At 45.6% G+C, this 17,201-nt stretch carries 15 protein-coding genes and 1 rRNA gene; all 16 read left to right on the plus strand.

Annotated elements, in window-relative coordinates; translation table 11 throughout:
* Window positions 1–93, plus strand: a 5S ribosomal RNA gene (gene rrf, locus JOD82_RS25830); the annotation flags it as partial.
* A 163-nt stretch (window positions 94–256) separates the two neighbouring features.
* Window positions 257–1,444: a GNAT family N-acetyltransferase gene (locus JOD82_RS25835; protein WP_069011502.1), complete on the plus strand. Its 1,188-nt coding sequence runs from the start codon at window positions 257–259 to the stop codon at window positions 1,442–1,444.
* Between the two features lie 537 nt (window positions 1,445–1,981).
* Window positions 1,982–2,446, plus strand: coding sequence for a CtsR family transcriptional regulator (locus tag JOD82_RS25840; protein ID WP_013312188.1), 465 nt, complete (start codon window positions 1,982–1,984; stop codon window positions 2,444–2,446).
* A gap of 69 nt (window positions 2,447–2,515) precedes the next feature.
* A complete protein-coding gene (gene mcsA, locus JOD82_RS25845; RefSeq protein ID WP_069011501.1) occupies window positions 2,516–3,040 on the plus strand; it encodes a protein-arginine kinase activator protein McsA in 525 nt (174 codons plus the stop codon).
* 28 nt (window positions 3,041–3,068) lie between these two features.
* Window positions 3,069–4,133, plus strand: coding sequence for a protein-arginine kinase McsB (gene mcsB / locus JOD82_RS25850; protein WP_069011500.1), 1,065 nt, complete (start codon window positions 3,069–3,071; stop codon window positions 4,131–4,133).
* Between the two features lie 44 nt (window positions 4,134–4,177).
* Entirely contained in the window at window positions 4,178–6,622 is a 2,445-nt protein-coding gene (gene clpC / locus JOD82_RS25855) for an ATP-dependent protease ATP-binding subunit ClpC (protein ID WP_069011499.1), read from the plus strand.
* Between the two features lie 240 nt (window positions 6,623–6,862).
* A complete protein-coding gene (gene radA, locus JOD82_RS25860) occupies window positions 6,863–8,236 on the plus strand; it encodes a DNA repair protein RadA (protein WP_029514504.1) in 1,374 nt (457 codons plus the stop codon).
* 12 nt (window positions 8,237–8,248) lie between these two features.
* Window positions 8,249–9,325, plus strand: coding sequence for a DNA integrity scanning diadenylate cyclase DisA (gene disA / locus JOD82_RS25865; RefSeq protein WP_013312183.1), 1,077 nt, complete (start codon window positions 8,249–8,251; stop codon window positions 9,323–9,325).
* A 54-nt stretch (window positions 9,326–9,379) separates the two neighbouring features.
* The gene (pssA, locus tag JOD82_RS25870) at window positions 9,380–10,126 is read left to right on the plus strand and encodes a CDP-diacylglycerol--serine O-phosphatidyltransferase (protein WP_069011498.1); all 747 of its coding nucleotides are present in this window, start codon (window positions 9,380–9,382) and stop codon (window positions 10,124–10,126) included.
* A 185-nt stretch (window positions 10,127–10,311) separates the two neighbouring features.
* Complete coding sequence (locus tag JOD82_RS25875) at window positions 10,312–11,397, plus strand: PIN/TRAM domain-containing protein (RefSeq protein ID WP_029514502.1); 1,086 nt, start codon at window positions 10,312–10,314, stop codon at window positions 11,395–11,397.
* 70 nt (window positions 11,398–11,467) lie between these two features.
* Complete coding sequence (ispD, locus tag JOD82_RS25880; RefSeq protein WP_029514501.1) at window positions 11,468–12,166, plus strand: 2-C-methyl-D-erythritol 4-phosphate cytidylyltransferase; 699 nt, start codon at window positions 11,468–11,470, stop codon at window positions 12,164–12,166.
* Entirely contained in the window at window positions 12,163–12,639 is a 477-nt protein-coding gene (gene ispF, locus JOD82_RS25885) for a 2-C-methyl-D-erythritol 2,4-cyclodiphosphate synthase (protein WP_025723806.1), read from the plus strand. Before ispD ends, ispF begins: the two co-directional genes overlap by 4 nt.
* A 39-nt stretch (window positions 12,640–12,678) precedes the next feature.
* On the plus strand, window positions 12,679–14,139 hold the full coding sequence (gene gltX / locus JOD82_RS25890; RefSeq protein WP_029514500.1) for a glutamate--tRNA ligase: 1,461 nt from the start codon (window positions 12,679–12,681) through the stop codon (window positions 14,137–14,139).
* Between the two features lie 487 nt (window positions 14,140–14,626).
* Window positions 14,627–15,307, plus strand: coding sequence for a serine O-acetyltransferase (gene cysE, locus JOD82_RS25895; RefSeq protein WP_039274948.1), 681 nt, complete (start codon window positions 14,627–14,629; stop codon window positions 15,305–15,307).
* Between the two features lie 24 nt (window positions 15,308–15,331).
* A complete protein-coding gene (gene cysS, locus JOD82_RS25900; protein ID WP_209950197.1) occupies window positions 15,332–16,735 on the plus strand; it encodes a cysteine--tRNA ligase in 1,404 nt (467 codons plus the stop codon).
* Window positions 16,732–17,190 carry a Mini-ribonuclease 3 gene (locus JOD82_RS25905; RefSeq protein ID WP_039274946.1) on the plus strand — a complete coding sequence of 153 codons (459 nt, stop codon included), beginning with the start codon at window positions 16,732–16,734 and terminating at the stop codon, window positions 17,188–17,190. The genes cysS and JOD82_RS25905 overlap by 4 nt, the downstream gene beginning before the upstream one ends.
* Window positions 17,191–17,201 lie beyond the last annotated feature (11 nt).

Below are 17,201 nucleotides of genomic sequence, written 5' to 3' on the forward strand. Positions count from 1 at the left end.
CCACACGTACCCATCCCGAACACGACCGTTAAGCCCTCCAGCGCCGATGGTACTTGGACCGCAGGGTCCTGGGAGAGTAGGACGTCGCCAAGCAAAAGTGAAAAGGATGATAATCTCAGTGAGATTATCATCCTTTTTTTATGTGTTTTTGGATGACCGCCTGTTTCTAAGGTTGACAGAGAGAATGGGGTTTGCCACACTCTAAGTGTGTAATCTTTTTATGGATGTCCAAGTATACAAGCGAGGTGACGAAGTTATGGAGATCAGACAATTACAACGTAAGGAATTTGAAGCGGCTATTGAATTATCTCAATATGCTTTTCAGTTTACAATGTCCCTGGAGGATCTGGAGAAAGCCAGGAAGAAGTTCAAACCAGAGCAAACATGGGGAATATTCGACGGACATGACTTGAATGCTAAACTGACTTTGTTACCGCTACAGGTATACATAAACGGTCAGGTTTTTGATATGGGAGGCATTGCTGGTGTGGCAACATGGCCAGAGAAGCGTCGCGGTGGCATGGTATCACGCTTGTTGACGCATGCGCTTGAGGAGATGAAGTCTGCGGGACAAAGCCTTTCTTTTCTGCATCCATTCTCCTTTGCCTTCTATCGTAAATTTGGATGGGAAACGTATATTGAATACAAAAAGTACGTCATTCCCATTGAAAAATTCCCCGCAAAACTTAAAACAGAGGGTACAGTCAAACGCGATATCAAAAATATTTTAGAACTGGACCAAGTGTATCAAGCGTATGCATCTCGTTATAATGGCACGCTGGTACGAGATAAGGAATGGTGGCAAGAGCGGATTTTAAATGAGAACTATCGAACTGTGGTATATTACTCAGCAACAGGCGATCCTCAGGGATATGCACTATACAAAATTGAAGATAAACAGTTGAATTGTGATGAGTTGGTATATGAAAATGTGACGGCTCGTCGGGCTTTATGGACTTATTTTGCAAATCATGACTCCATGATAACCCAAGGCAAATTTATTTACGTTCCAGCAGATGACAATTTACCATTTTTACTCGATGATCCACGAATTCAACAGGAAACTGTGCCTTATTTTATGGGTCGTATTGTGGATGCAGCTGCTTTTGTAGAAAGATACCCTTTTGAACAGCTTGAAGAGGAAACAAGTTTAACCTTAGATCTGACAGATCGGTATGCTCCATGGAATGATGGATTATGGAGATTAACGATTACTACGGAGGGGCAAGGACATCTGGAGAGAGTGGATATAAGCAATTCATCTGAAAACGCCATAGTAGCTGACTTGAAACTTGGGATTCAGTCACTGACGACTCTGATGCTTGGCTATCAGCAGGCTGATGATCTGTATAAGTGGGAGCGGATTGAAGGGAGTAGTGAGTCTGTGTCTGCCCTTAAACGCGTAATACCAGTAAATCAAACGTTTTTATTAGATTTTTTCTGATAAAGGCCTATTTAGATCTTTTAAGCTCATCTTTCAGAGAATATAACTTGTGTGGTTATCATTATTTTCAAAACTCTTTCTGTAATGGGAAGAGTTTTTTTATGGTATTGTATAAAACATAATTAGATTGCGAAAAATGGTATTGACCCCTTGGCAAAAATGAATAATGTGCTATAATGTGAATATAGTCAAAGAAAGTCAAAGTCAATCAAACCTAGTGTGATTCTGTAAAAGTATTATGCTGATGGATTGGCCGTATGAAGTAATTTCGATAGTAAAGAAGCAAACGAGGATTGAAATGATTTGCGTATAGTTAGGAGCTGACTCTTATGAACATAAGAGAAGTGTATGATTAATCGCAAATAAAGGCCACACTAGAGACAAAACGGTACATTTCAATGAATGTAGAACAGGCAATAGCCTAAATACAGCTTAGATTCGTGACTTTACCGTTTGGTTAAGTTCAATATACGGCGGACTCTGTGGAGCGTGAAATGTACTTGAATACTTGCGTTTCCGTTAGTGGAGGATGATGAAATGCGCAATGTTTCCGATATTATTGAACAATATTTGAAGAGTATATTGCTGGAAAGTCCCCAAGGTTTAGTGGAGATTCAGCGTAATGATCTGGCTGACCGCTTTTCCTGCGTGCCGTCGCAAATTAATTATGTAATTAGCACCCGGTTTACGCTGGAAAAAGGCTATGTGGTGGAAAGTAAACGCGGTGGTGGAGGCTACATTCGTATTCAGCGAATTCAGCTACCCGCACAGCATGCCATCCATACACATCTTCATCAGAGCATCGGGGAGGAAATTAGCCAATCAGCAGCAGAAGGACTGATTTATCAGTTAGAGGAAGCCCATTTTTTAAGCAAAAGGGAAGCTAATCTAATGAAGGCTGCTTTATCGAGGGATACATTATTACTGAAGCTTCCCTATCGTGATCAACTGCGAGCAAGATTGCTTAAGGCTATGCTGATCTCATTGCTGGCGACCAAATAATGTGTGAATAGAGACTAATTTTTGGATGTAGGGTGGGTATTAAATCCTGACATTGAAGGAGGTGCTTTTATGCTGTGCCAAGAATGTAATATGCGGCCGGCAACTTTGCATTTCACCAAAATTGTGAATGGCGAAAAGACAGAGTTTCATATTTGTGAGACGTGTGCGAAGGAAAAAGGGGAGATGATCCCTGGAACACCTAACGGCTTTTCAATTCATAGCTTGCTGTCGGGGATGTTGGATTTTGACTCCAGTACAAAGAGCCAGTCACCAGGCCACAGTGGTCCGCAGAACCTGCAATGCAAGGATTGTGGCATGACCTATGCACAGTTTAGTAAGCTGGGACGTTTCGGATGCCCGTCGTGCTATCAATATTTTGGTAATCGTCTGGACCCTCTGTTCAAGCGTGTGCATGGCAGTACGAATCATGTTGGTAAAGTTCCGGTTCGTACTGGTGGCCGACTGAAGGTTAAACGGCAAATTGACGATTTGAAAAAAGAGATGCAACAGCATATTGTACAGGAAGAGTTTGAATCAGCTGCTGAGCTTAGGGATCAAATCAGAGAGCTTGAAAAAGAAATGACTGAAGAGTAAAGTTTGTGAAGAGTAGGAGGGATGCGTAATGCCCAATATTCGGTTTACGGAGAAGCCGCTAAGTGACTGGATGCGTGGTGATGCTGCGGATTCGGAGATTGTCATTAGCAGCCGAGTAAGAATTGCGCGTAACTTGCAGCATCTGCCTTTTCCCATGCTTGCTACCAATCAGCAGTCGGAAGAAGCACTTCAGCGCTTGACGGATATCCTTCAGTATGATGATTTAGACGGTTTTGGTACTTTTCATACGTTGAAAATATCCGAGTTGGATGAGATCGACAAGCAGGTGCTGGTTGAGAAGCATTTGATTAGTCCTAATTTGGCGAACGAATCTCGTAACGGTGCTGTCTTAATTAGCGATGATGAATCGGTTAGTGTTATGATAAACGAAGAGGATCATCTGCGTATCCAGTGCTTATATCCGGGATGTCAGGTTAGAGAAGCTTGGGAACGCGCTATGGTTATTGATGATGCATTTGAAGCGCATGTTGATTATGCATTTGATGATCGGAGAGGTTTTCTAACCAGTTGTCCGACGAATGTCGGCACAGGTATGAGAGCTTCGGTGATGATGCATTTGCCCGCATTAGTCATGACTCATCAAATCAATCGTATATTGTCTGCTGTTTCACAGGTAGGTCTTACAGTTCGCGGCATTTACGGTGAAGGCAGCGAAGCGGTCGGAAATTTGTTTCAGGTATCTAATCAGATTACACTGGGACAAACCGAAGCGGAAATTATTGAGAATCTTCATGGCGTGGTGCTACAAATTATTGAGCACGAGCGTTCTGCCAGAGAAAGGCTAATGAATGAATCTATGCTGCGAATTACAGATCGGGTGATGCGTTCATTCGGTATTTTGTCGTATGCAGCAGTATTGGATTCCAAGGAGGCTGCACAGCGGCTGTCTGATGTACGTCTTGGCGTAGATTTGGGGATTTTGGAGCGTCCTTCCACCGCAGCGATGAATGAGCTGAATGTGATGACACAACCCGGGTTCCTGCAAAAAAGCTTTGGGGATAAAATGAATACCGAAGAGCGCGATATGTACCGGGCGAAGCTGATCCGGCAAAAATTAGGCACAACCCTTTAATATATAAAATGATCTGAAATACACACTGTGGAGGTGCAGGATATATGATGTTTGGAAGATTTACGGAACGTGCACAGAAAGTGCTTGCTTTGGCTCAGGAAGAAGCAGTTCGATTGGGACACAACAACATTGGTACAGAGCACATTTTGCTAGGCCTCATTCGTGAAGGTGAAGGAATAGCAGCGAAAGCCTTAATCGGTTTGGGCCTGGGACTGGAAAAAATCCAGGATGAAGTGGAAACGTTGATTGGACGCGGTCAAGAGCAACCGACGAACATTGCCTATACTCCACGTGCCAAAAAAGTCATCGAACTGTCTATGGATGAAGCCCGCAAACTGGGCCATACCTATGTAGGTACAGAACATATTTTGCTTGGTCTTATTCGTGAAGGCGAAGGCGTAGCAGCACGCGTACTGAACAACCTGGGCATCAGTCTGAACAAAGCGCGTCAGCAAGTGCTTCAATTGCTCGGCAGCAGCGAGGCTGTTTCCAGCCATCACGGTGCTCCAGCTAATGTCAGCACGCCAACCCTGGACAGTCTGGCACGCGATCTGACGGCATCTGCGAAGGAAAACAACCTGGACCCTGTTATTGGGCGTAGCAAGGAAATTGAACGCGTAATTCAGGTGCTCAGCCGCCGTACAAAGAACAATCCGGTTCTGATTGGTGAGCCTGGGGTAGGTAAAACGGCGATTGCCGAAGGATTGGCTCAAAAAATCATAGCGAATGAGATTCCCGAAACATTGCGCGACAAGCGCGTAATGACACTGGATATGGGCTCAGTGGTAGCAGGCACCAAGTATCGTGGCGAATTCGAGGATCGTTTGAAAAAAATTATGGACGAGATTCGTCAAGCGGGTAATATCGTGTTGTTCATTGATGAGCTGCATACGCTGATTGGTGCTGGTGGAGCGGAAGGCGCAATTGATGCGTCCAACATCCTGAAACCTGCTCTAGCACGTGGCGAGCTGCAATGCATCGGTGCGACCACGCTGGATGAATACCGCAAATATATTGAGAAAGATGCTGCTTTGGAGCGTCGCTTTCAACCCATTACAGTGGATCAACCTTCTCCAGAAGAGGCGATTCAAATTCTGTATGGTCTGCGTGACCGTTACGAAGCGCATCACCGTGTAAAGATCACAGATGAGGCTATTGAAGCAGCCGTAAAATTGTCAGATCGTTATATCACTGATCGCTTCCTGCCAGATAAGGCTATTGACCTTATTGATGAAGCGGGCTCCAAAGTAAGACTGAATTCTTACACTGTACCGCCAAACCTGAAACAGCTGGAAAACCGTCTGGAAGATATCCGGAAGGAAAAGGATTCAGCGGTACAAAGTCAGGAGTTTGAAAAAGCGGCAGCCCTGCGTGATACAGAGCAAAAAATCCGTGAAGAGCTAGACGTGACCAAAAACCAATGGAAAGAACAACAGGGTCGTACAGATTCTGAAGTTACACCAGAGGATATCGCTCAAGTCGTTGCAATCTGGACAGGTGTTCCAGTCAGCAAGCTGAAAGAGGAAGAAACACACCGCTTGTTGAATATGGAAGAGTTGCTGCATGAGCGGGTAATCGGACAGGACGAAGCAGTTAAGGCAGTAAGCCGGGCGATTCGCCGGGCACGTGCCGGACTGAAAGATCCGAAGCGTCCAATTGGGTCCTTTATTTTCCTCGGTCCAACTGGGGTGGGTAAAACAGAGTTGGCACGCGCCTTGGCTGAATCCATGTTTGGAGATGAAAATGCGGTTATCCGTATTGATATGTCTGAATATATGGAGAAACACTCCACGTCCCGTCTGGTAGGAGCGCCTCCAGGGTACGTTGGATATGAGGAAGGCGGTCAACTGACCGAGAAGGTACGTCGTAAGCCTTACTCTGTTGTATTGCTGGATGAAATTGAAAAAGCACACCCAGAAGTATTCAATATTCTTCTGCAAGTTCTGGAAGATGGTCGTCTAACAGATTCCAAAGGTCGTGTCGTCGATTTCCGTAACACACTCATCATCCTAACATCTAATGTTGGTGCACAGGCTATTAAACGTAACTCCACGCTTGGTTTTACAGCTGTAGTAGACGCTGGGGCGGATTATGATAATATGAAGGGCAAAGTGATGGATGAATTGAAGAAAAGCTTCCGTCCTGAGTTCTTGAACCGGATTGATGAAATTATCGTTTTCCATTCTCTCGAAGAAAAACATATTGCTGAAATTGTGTCACTCATGTCTGAGGAGCTGCGTAAACGCCTGAATGAGTATGAGGTTGACTTCGAGTTGACAGACAACGCTAAAAAATTCCTTGCGAAGGAAGGCTTTGATCCAGCGTATGGTGCGCGTCCATTGCGTCGTGCAATCCAGAAGCATATCGAAGATCGCCTGTCCGAGGAATTGTTGACTGGCAACATTACTAAAGGTGACTCTCTCTTCATTGATGAGGAGAACGGTACATTGACTGTAACCAAAAAGGGTAATGTATCTGCCAAGTCCTAAAGCAGTTTACTAAATAAACAGTAGAAAAGGGTGTCTCGCAGGCTGGAAAGCTATTGCGAAGGCACCCTTTTTGTGTATAAAACACGGTGAAAAGGTTGGGTAAATGCTTTGGGAAAGTTTGTGATATTGCTTTACGTCCGCCAAGCTTCAATGGTAAACTTTTATTGTTACAGCTCTTTCTGGGTTGTATGAACATAAATTTGACATCATCGTCGTCAATAAGGAGCCAGGGAACAAAGTATGGCTAAAGTGAAAACTAAATTTTCCTGTACGGAATGTGGTTATGAATCGCCCAAATGGTACGGGAAATGTCCTGGATGCCAGGCATGGAATTCCATGGTCGAAGAAACGGAAAGCGTTGTAAAAACTCAAGGAATGGGGTCTTCCCTTCTTACTCATAGCACAAAAGACAAGCCACTCCCTATTATAGAGGTGGAGAGCGGTAAAGAAGCACGAATTTTGACGGGAATTGGCGAATTGAATCGAGTACTCGGTGGAGGTGTGGTGCCGGGTTCACTCGTTTTGGTGGGCGGTGATCCGGGAATCGGTAAATCTACGCTTATGCTGCAAACATCTAATGAGCTGGCTTTAACTGGTTTAAAGGTGCTGTACGTGTCTGGTGAGGAATCTGTCCGTCAAACGAAACTACGTGCAGATCGACTCGGTGCCTTGTCCCCCAGCCTATACGTATTATGTGAGACGAATTTGGAGACGATTGAAGAAGCGGTGGACAGCTTGAAGCCGGAGTTTTTGGTCATCGACTCGATACAGACTGTATATTTGCCTGAGGTGACGAGTGCACCAGGTAGTGTGGCTCAGGTGCGGGAATGTACTTCACGCTTTATGCGAATTGCCAAGGGGCTAGGTATTGCTACGGTACTGGTAGGGCATGTGACCAAGGAAGGTGCCATTGCAGGTCCGCGTTTGTTGGAACATATGGTTGATTGTGTGCTTTATTTTGAAGGAGAGCGTCATCATACGTATCGGCTTTTGCGTGCAGTTAAAAATCGTTTTGGTTCTACAAATGAGATTGGTATTTTTGAAATGGCTGAAAGCGGTTTGCGTGAGGTATCCAATCCTTCCGAGTTGTTTCTGTCTGAACGCCCACTAGGGGTGGCGGGTTCTACTGTTGTAGCCAGTATGGAAGGAACCCGGCCTGTATTGGTTGAACTGCAAGCATTGATTGCAGCTACGCATTTTCCATCTCCACGCCGGATGGGCACAGGAGTCGATCATCATCGAATGGGATTAATCATAGCCGTGCTAGAAAAGCGGATGGGCATGTTTTTGCAAAACCAGGACGCTTATCTCAACGTAGCCGGAGGTGTAAAGTTGGATGAACCGGCGGTAGATTTGGCTATAGCTGTGAGTATTGCTTCCAGCTTTAGAGATGCTCCTACCAAGCCGTACGATGTGATTTTTGGCGAGGTGGGACTGACAGGTGAGGTGCGTGCGGTATCCCGAGCAGAACAGCGAGTACGAGAAGCGGAGAAACTAGGTTTCAAACGGGTGATCATGCCAGAGAAAAGCTTGAAGGGCTGGACACATCCGAAAGGGATACAAATTATAGGAGTAGGAACGGTAGCAGATGCACTGGCAGCCGCATTAGATTAGGGGGCATTGAGAATGAAAGAAGCGAGCCAACTGGATAAAATGAACGATTTGCTGCGGCTTGTGGCACCGGGAACTCCCTTTCGCGACGGATTAGAAAACGTTTTGCGTGCCAAAACGGGTGCTCTTCTGGTCGTTGGCTATAGCCCAGAAGTTATGGAAGTCGTGGATGGCGGTTTCTCCATTAATTGTGATTTTTCGCCGAACTATTTGTATGAGTTGGCTAAAATGGACGGCGCAATCATATTAAGCGAGGATTTAAAACGAATTTTATATGCTAATACGCAACTGATTCCTGACTCCTCGATTTCGTCGATTGAAACAGGAATTCGGCACCGGACGGCAGAACGAGTTGCTAAGCAAACTGGTAAACTAGTGGTGTCTATTTCCCAGCGGCGTAATATTATTACCTTGTATCAGGGGACATTACGGTATGCGCTCAAGGAAATCGGGGTTATTTTAACGAAAGCCAATCAGGCTATTCAGACGTTAGAAAAATATAGATCTGTGTTGGGGCAAGCCTCTACGAATTTGACAGCATCTGAATTTGAAGAGCTGGTTACCATGCCGGAGGTCGTTAATGTCATCCAACGGATCGAAATGGTGCTGCGCATCAAAATGGAGATCAAACGATTTATTAACGAGCTCGGAAATGAGGGCCGTCTAATTAGTATGCAGATGGAAGAGCTTGTCAGCAATATTGAGGAAGAAGCATGGTTGTTGTATAAGGATTATGCCAAAGACGATAGCGACGAAAAGATTCGTGAAATTATATTGGGACTCAAACGTTCTACGGACGACGAATTGTTGGATGTGAATCATATTGTACGTTTACTAGGCTACCCTTCTTCAGCTGCGACATCAGAGGAGTATATTGCTGCACGCGGCTATCGGGTACTGAACAAGATACCGCGTTTACCGAATGTGATTATTCATAATCTGGTAGAGCGGTTTGGACGTTTTCCACATGTCATCACAGCAACGATAGAAGAACTGGATGAAGTGGATGGTATTGGAGAGGTTCGTGCGCGTACGATTAAAGAAGGTCTTAAACGTTTGCAGGAACAAGTTTTCATTGACAGGCAAATGTAAATGTAATACAGTGAAAGGATTATAATGGAACAATTCATACATTGAGGTGAAGAGATGATTACCAAATCAATTCCGAACTTGTGTACCTTAGGTAACTTGTTTCTCGGAATGATCGCCATTTTATTGGCTGTAGACGGAAAATACAGTCTTGCCGCTATTATGGTTATTGTCGCCATGTTGTTGGACGGACTGGATGGAAGAATGGCCCGGGTCCTGAATGCCCAAAGCGAATTCGGTAAAGAACTGGACTCCTTATCAGATATGATATCTTTTGGTGTTGCTCCCGCAGTTATTATGTACATGGTTGCTTTTCATGATGCGAATTCGGCTCTCGCTTGGACGGTTACTGCCATTTTCCCGATGTGCGGAGCGTTGCGTTTGGCTCGATTTAACGTACGTCCTGGTGTACCAGGTTATTTTACGGGTCTACCAATTCCGGCAGCAGGTGGCGTATTAGCCACTTTGTCCTTATTCCATAACGATATTTCTTTGTTATACATGTCGATTGCCATGTTGCTGGTCTCTTATTTGATGGTCAGCTCCATGAAATATCCAAATTTTAAAAAGGTTGGCCTCCCGAAAAAAGCAATTTGGGTGGCTCCATGGGTCGTAATTGCAGCGGTGGTGTTGGCTGTTAAATTCCCTGACCAGCTGTCGAAGCTGATTTTTGTGCCACTGGTGCTGTATGCATTGTATGGTATGAAGCTGAACATTCGTAAACTATCACGCAGACGTGGGCGTGATCGGGATCGTTCCAGTCAGGAAGAACAGGACGATCAATATCGTCATTCACAGCGGTAGTATCAAGCAAGTATAAGCATTTATTTCCTTGAATTATTTCAAGGAGATAAATGCTTTTTTTATGCATAAAAAGTGAAAACACAGGGTTAGTTATGTGGGAAATGGATCATACTGGTAAGAGAAATGCTATGTATCCAATAAATAGCAGACTAATGAAAAGAAAATAAAGGAGGTATAGAGATTCAATGTGGAGAAAGGCTATTTTAACTTTTACAGGATTGTGCGGAGCATGGTTTGGCTATACGTTATACCAGCGGGTAGGGGGCATTGTATCGTGGATGCCAGAATGGTTGAGTGATGGGTCTTTACCGGGAATGGTTGTTTGGATGATGGCGGGAGCAGTGTTATTTATGGCCGGGTGCTCATTCGCAGGAGCATCCGTGGCGAACCGGTTGCAACAGGGCATTGAAGGCTTGGTACGAATTCCGATGAACGAGATGATGGCAGGTGTGATTGGTTTAGCGGTGGGATTGATACTTTCCTTAGCAGTCTATCCGCTTTTTTCATGGTTGGGGGCCCCGGGTCAACTTATCCAGACGGCTGTTACCGTGATATGTGGATATGTGGGATTAATGGTTGGACTAGAAAAGCGGGACGAGCTGTCATCCTTTTGGAGTTCTGGCTTTTTTGGTCGGGGAACGGGTGCAGAAGAACGCAAGCTGGAGGAACATAAAATTTTGGACACCAGCGTCATTATAGATGGGCGTATTGCAGATATCTGCAAGACAGGTTTTATTGAAGGAACGATTGTGATTCCTGAATTTGTGTTAGAGGAGCTTCAGCATATTGCAGATTCATCAGATTTACTTAAGCGTAATCGTGGACGACGGGGCCTGGATATTTTGAATAAAATCCAAAAAGAGCTGGATGTGAATGTGCTCATTTACGAAGGTGATTTTGAGGAAATTTCAGAGGTTGACAGTAAGTTGGTCAAGCTGGCAAAGGTGTTACAGGGTAAAGTTGTAACTAACGATTTTAACCTGAATAAAGTATGCGAACTGCAAGGTGTATCAGTGCTGAATATTAACGATTTGGCGAATGCAGTGAAGCCTGTCGTACTACCCGGTGAGGAAATTATGGTGCAGATTATTAAAGACGGCAAGGAGCATGGGCAGGGTGTAGCCTATCTGGATGATGGTACGATGATTGTTGTGGAAGGCGGACGTGACTATATTGGCTCTCTTATGGAGGTGCTGGTCACGAGTGTACTTCAGACCTCTGCCGGACGTATGATCTTTGCCAAACCGAAATTATTGGAAAAAGCTCAATAAACGCGGTATGATGAAGTAGATGTGTTATCATACGGATCGTCCAAGTGCGATCAGGGCAGGAGTTATTTGAATGAACAATCGGGTAGGAGTTGTCATTGTGGCAGCAGGGCGCGGCTCCCGTATGGGGACGCAGGAGAGCAAGCAATTTCTGCTTTTGCGGGACAAGCCCATCTTCATACATACACTTGAAATATTCGCAGCTATGCCCGAAGTGGATGAAATGGTGATGGTGACTGGGACAGCAGATGTGGAACGCTGCCGAGATTGGATTCATCAATACAAAATCGGTAAAAATGTACGGGTGGTAGCTGGTGGCAGTGAACGCCAGCATTCGGTCTATCGCGGTCTGCGCCACTTACAAGCGGATTGGGTGATGGTGCATGATGGTGTGCGTCCACTCATTCAACCTGAGCTTGTACGTTCATGCCTTGAGGCAGCCCAGCGTACTGGTGCTTCTGTAGCGGCAGTACCTGTAAAGGATACGGTCAAGCAAGTGAACGGGGATGGTATCATTACAGCAACGCCGGATCGCCGAAGTCTGTGGAGTATTCAAACGCCACAGACTTTTCGTCTTTCCGATCTGCTGCGAGCCTATGAGGAAGCGGAGCAGTCGAGATTCTTGGGAACAGATGATTCTATGCTGATAGAGCGGCTAGGCATTCCGGTTACTGTCGTTCAAGGCAGCTACAAGAACATCAAAATTACTACACCGGAGGATTTGGATATGGCGGCGCTATGGGTGAAAACAGAGGGAGAGGATATCAAATGATCAGAGTGGGACAGGGATTTGACGTCCACCAGCTGGTGGAAGGAAGGCCATGCATCATCGGAGGTGTGAATATTCCGTATGAAAAAGGTTTATTGGGCCATTCCGATGCAGACGTACTGCTGCATGCCATTAGCGATGCTATCCTGGGCGCGCTTGGCTTGGGAGACATCGGGAAGCATTTTCCGGATAATGACCCAGAATTTAAGGATGCTGACAGTCTTAAGCTACTGGAGCATGTGTGGGGGCTAGCTAAAGAGCGAGGATATCGCTTGGGGAATATCGATTCTACGATTATCGCACAAAAGCCCAAAATGGCATCGTATATTCCGCAGATGAATGAAGTCATCGCTCGGGCGCTGGAAGCAGAGGAGCTATCCCAGGTGAACGTCAAGGCGACCACGACAGAGCAACTCGGGTTTCCCGGCCGGGGTGAAGGAATCGCGGCTCAATCGGTTGTCTGTCTTATCAAGTAAATGCTATCATCTTGAGTAATTCAATTTGGAGGAGATTATATGAGCACGGAAGTTCGTGTACGTTATGCACCAAGCCCTACAGGGCATCTGCACATTGGAAATGCCAGAACGGCATTATTTAATTATTTGTTTGCCCGCAATCAAGGTGGGAAATTTATTATTCGAATCGAAGACACAGATGTGAAGCGCAATATTGAGGGCGGAGAAGAAAGCCAACTTAAATATTTGAAATGGTTGGGTATGGACTGGGATGAGAGCGTAGACGTGGGAGGAGAGTTTGGACCTTATCGTCAGACTGAACGCTTGGACATATATAAAACATACTGGCAGGATTTGCTGGATCGTGGTTTGGCTTACCGCTGTTACTGCACTGAAGAAGAGCTGGAGCGCGAGCGTGAAGAGCAGACGGCACGTGGGGAGACACCGCGCTATTCTGGAAAACATCGTGATCTAACAGAAGAACAGTGCCAGGCATTTGAAGCAGAGGGCCGTGTACCAAGTATTCGTTTTCGTGTACCGGAAGATCGTGAATATACGTTTGACGATATCGTTAAAGGACAAATTACGTTCAATTCCAAGGAAAGCGGCGATTTTGTTATCGTCAAAAAAGACGGTATTCCGACATATAACTTCGCTGTAGCAGTTGACGATTATTTGATGAAAATATCGCATGTACTACGGGGCGAAGACCATGTTTCCAATACACCGCGGCAGTTGATGATCTTTGAAGCTCTCGGGTGGGAACCGCCACGCTTCGGTCATATGACGCTGATTGTAGGTGAGGATCACAAAAAGCTCAGTAAACGTAACGAATCCATTATTCAGTTTATGGAGCAGTATGACAAGTTGGGCTATTTGCCAGAAGCTATATTCAACTTCATCGCACTGCTGGGTTGGTCCCCAGAAGGCGAAGAAGAGATCTATGATCGGGAACAACTGATTTCGATTTTCGATCCTAATCGTTTGTCCAAAAGTCCAGCTGTGTTTGATACAAATAAGCTTGCTTATTTGAACAATCACTATATTAAAAAGGCTGATCCTGAGCGAATTGCCAGCATGGCGATTCCACATCTCCAGACAGCGGGGCTGTTGCCTACTGAGCTGTCTGCGGAACAACTGGATTGGGCTAAGGCCCTTGTTCGCTTATACCAGGAACAGATGACATCTGCGTCCGATATTGTAACGTTGTCTGAGTTGTTTTTCCGTTCACATCTGGAACTGGATGCTGAAGCAGCAGCTGTATTGGCCGAAGAGCAGGTTCCTGAGGTACTTAGAGCTTTTGCAGGTAAAGTTGAAACGAGTGAGGAATTTACAGCTCCACAAATGGCTAAGCTGATCAAAGAAGTTCAAAAGGAAACCGGTTTTAAGGGGAAACAATTATTCATGCCGATTCGTGTGGCTCTTACAGGCCAAACGCATGGACGGGATCTGAATGAAACTATCTTTTTGCTTGGACGTGACAAGGTACTGGATCGTCTCAAGGCACAAATTAAAGGCTGATATTTCTTGTCAATTTGTTGTCTTTTCGCTATAATGACTCCATTGATACGGATTGATATTTACGTGTAAAGGCTGCGAACAGGAGAAGTACACTGCATAAGGGCATCTGCCAGAGAGGACGGTCGAGGGGAAACCCCAGGCTGAGAGCCGTCCAGTTGACCTGCGGAGGAAATGCGCCTGGGAGCCGTGCGCCCGAACCCTCATTAGCATCAAATGCTGATGTGACAAGGGCGTGCCGATTCGTTCCCGTTACAGGACGCCAAAGACGGATTATCTGCTTTTTATGCAGCAGATATGTTCGAAAGCAGAGTGGGACCACGTTCATGCGTCTCTGCAGCTTAGGCTGCGGAGGCGCTTTTTCTTTTTTATCAGACTCAGACTCGTTATAGATAGAAAAATGTCGAAGAGTGCTGGTGGATGCGAAAATTGGCGGAACGTGAAGTGTTGTGATGATGCGGCAAGGATATGAAGGGAATAGGAGGGCGACATGTTCAGACATTTCAAATCCGACATTCAGACTGTTTTGGATAATGATCCGGCCGCCCGGAGTAAGCTGGAGGTCATTTTTACGTATTCCGGTGTTCATGCCCTTTGGGCACACCGAATCGCACATTGGTTTTATTTGCGAAACTGGTGTACTCTAGCCCGTGTTATATCCCAGGTATCAAGGTTTATGACAGGCATTGAAATTCATCCTGGCGCTCGTATCGGAGATCGGCTGTTCATTGACCATGGCATGGGAGTTGTCATCGGGGAAACCTGTGAGATTGGCGACGATGTCGTATTGTATCAGGGGGTCACACTCGGCGGGACTGGGAAAGAGAAAGGTAAGCGCCATCCGACCATTGGGAATAATGTTGTTATCGGCTCTGGTGCGAAGATATTAGGCTCTTTCACGATTGGGGCACAATCCAACATTGGCTCTAACTCGGTTGTGCTCAAAGAAGTTCCACCAAACAGTACGGTGGTGGGCATCCCGGGGCGAGTTGTCAGACAGGATGGTAGGCGTCCAGACCGACTTAGTCATCAGTTGCCTGATCCGGTTGTGGATTCTATGCGAGAGCTTCAACGGGAAATAGAACGTTTGCGTGCAGAAATGTCTGATTTGAAGGATGGGCCAACCGCTCAGAAACATCAGGTGGCCCAAGAGAATAAATTAGAAAAATGATTTTCATGAGGGAGGAACATAACAATGCCGCTTCAAATTTATAATACAATGACGAGGAGTCGGGAGCCCTTTGTGCCACTGGAGCCTGGAAAGGTTAAAATGTATGTATGCGGACCTACCGTGTATGATTACATTCATATTGGTAATGCACGGCCTGTAATTGTATTTGACGTGGTGCGCAGCTACCTGGAGTATTTGGGCTATGATGTAAACTATGTGGTGAACTTTACAGATGTTGATGATAAACTAATCCGCAAAGCTAGGGAACTTGACATGAATGTTTCGGCAGTTGCTGAGAAATTTATTGCCGCCTACCATGAGGATCTGGCAGGATTGAATGTTCCTGCTGCCAGTATGAACCCTCGTGTAACAGAGAGCATGGATCTGATTATTGATTTTATTAAGGAATTGGTAGACAAAGACTATGCCTATGAGAATGATGGCGACGTGTTCTATCGGACCAAAAAGTTCAAAGATTACGGACAACTGTCAGGTCAAAATCTGGAAGAGCTTCAGTTCGGAATTCGTATCAATGTGGATGAACGCAAGGAAAATGCCGAGGACTTTGTACTCTGGAAGGCAGCGAAGCCGGGCGAAATTCATTGGTCGAGCCCTTGGGGAAATGGACGACCAGGCTGGCATATCGAATGCTCTGCTATGGCTCGCCATTATTTGGGGGATACACTGGATATTCATGGGGGCGGACAGGATCTGCAATTTCCGCATCATGAATGTGAATGCGCACAATCCGAAGTGATTACAGGTAAGCCATTATCTCGCTACTGGATGCATAACGGATATATTCGCATAGATAATGAAAAAATGTCGAAATCACTCGGTAATGGTATTTTGGTTAAAGATTTGCGCGCTCATCACAAGCCTGAGGCTATACGTTATTTTATGTTGTCGACGCATTACCGAAATCCGTTAAACTACAACCAAGAGACTATGAGTCAGGCGGAGAACAGTGTCGAACGGATCGCCAATGCAGTTGCCAATGTGAAGCATCGTTTAGCTAATGCGCTGAAAGGTAATGAGGGAGTATCGACGGAACTGCAAACGAAGCTCGACGGAATTTTGCAGCAGTTTGGCGAAAAAATGAATGATGATTTCAACACACCTGATGCGATTACTGCTGTATTCGATTGGGTTAGCGAAGCAAACCATTTGTTGCAACGAGATGTCGTACATCAGGCAGAATTACAAGCTGTATTGCATACCTTTCATTCGATGAATAACGTGCTTCGCATTTATTCGGAGCCGAGTGAAGAGTTGCTGGATGACGAAATTGAGCAGTTAATTGCTGAACGTGTCGAAGCTCGTAAGACCAAAAATTGGGGTAGAGCTGACGAAATTCGCGATCTGTTGGCTGCAAAAGGCATTGTGCTTGAAGATACGACGCAGGGGATGCGGTGGCGGCGAAAATGAATGAAAAGCCACTGAACTCAGGAGCATCGGAAGGTACGGGGAACTGGTTCCCGTACCCTGCGTCCAAGCCAGCACGTTTGATGCCCCCCATTGCACTAGCTTACATTGGTGATGCAGTGTACGAGGTAGCTGTCCGGCAATATTTGTTGGCACAGCCTAACCTGCGTCCAAATCATCTGCATCGGCGAGCCACAGGGCTAGTCTCCGCCAAGGCGCAGAGTCGCATGTTGGGGCTATTGGAAAATGTACTGACGGAAGAAGAACGCGATATTGTCCGACAAGGAAGAAATGCTAAATCAGGAAGTTTGCCCAAAAATGCTGATGTGCTTGAGTATCGGCACGCCACTGCACTGGAGGGGTTGATTGGATCTCTTTATTGTGATGGACATTTGGACAGATTAAGAGAGTTGATTACGTACGGAATTGCACAAATGGAAAATACAGAAAAATCATAAATGGGAATGGA

It is taken from the genome of Paenibacillus sp. 1182 (assembly GCF_017833915.1).
GTDB classification, from domain to species: domain Bacteria; phylum Bacillota; class Bacilli; order Paenibacillales; family Paenibacillaceae; genus Paenibacillus; species Paenibacillus polymyxa_D.

Coding starts and splice junctions, on each gene's coding strand:
- JOD82_RS25835 (WP_069011502.1), top strand. CDS start 257: ATGGAGATCAGACAATTACAACGTAAGGAATTTGAAGCGGCTATTGAA.
- JOD82_RS25840 (WP_013312188.1), top strand. CDS start 1,982: ATGCGCAATGTTTCCGATATTATTGAACAATATTTGAAGAGTATATTG.
- mcsA (WP_069011501.1), top strand. CDS start 2,516: ATGCTGTGCCAAGAATGTAATATGCGGCCGGCAACTTTGCATTTCACC.
- mcsB (WP_069011500.1), top strand. CDS start 3,069: ATGCCCAATATTCGGTTTACGGAGAAGCCGCTAAGTGACTGGATGCGT.
- clpC (WP_069011499.1), top strand. CDS start 4,178: ATGATGTTTGGAAGATTTACGGAACGTGCACAGAAAGTGCTTGCTTTG.
- radA (WP_029514504.1), top strand. CDS start 6,863: ATGGCTAAAGTGAAAACTAAATTTTCCTGTACGGAATGTGGTTATGAA.
- disA (WP_013312183.1), top strand. CDS start 8,249: ATGAAAGAAGCGAGCCAACTGGATAAAATGAACGATTTGCTGCGGCTT.
- pssA (WP_069011498.1), top strand. CDS start 9,380: ATGATTACCAAATCAATTCCGAACTTGTGTACCTTAGGTAACTTGTTT.
- JOD82_RS25875 (WP_029514502.1), top strand. CDS start 10,312: ATGTGGAGAAAGGCTATTTTAACTTTTACAGGATTGTGCGGAGCATGG.
- ispD (WP_029514501.1), top strand. CDS start 11,468: ATGAACAATCGGGTAGGAGTTGTCATTGTGGCAGCAGGGCGCGGCTCC.
- ispF (WP_025723806.1), top strand. CDS start 12,163: ATGATCAGAGTGGGACAGGGATTTGACGTCCACCAGCTGGTGGAAGGA.
- gltX (WP_029514500.1), top strand. CDS start 12,679: ATGAGCACGGAAGTTCGTGTACGTTATGCACCAAGCCCTACAGGGCAT.
- cysE (WP_039274948.1), top strand. CDS start 14,627: ATGTTCAGACATTTCAAATCCGACATTCAGACTGTTTTGGATAATGAT.
- cysS (WP_209950197.1), top strand. CDS start 15,332: ATGCCGCTTCAAATTTATAATACAATGACGAGGAGTCGGGAGCCCTTT.
- JOD82_RS25905 (WP_039274946.1), top strand. CDS start 16,732: ATGAATGAAAAGCCACTGAACTCAGGAGCATCGGAAGGTACGGGGAAC.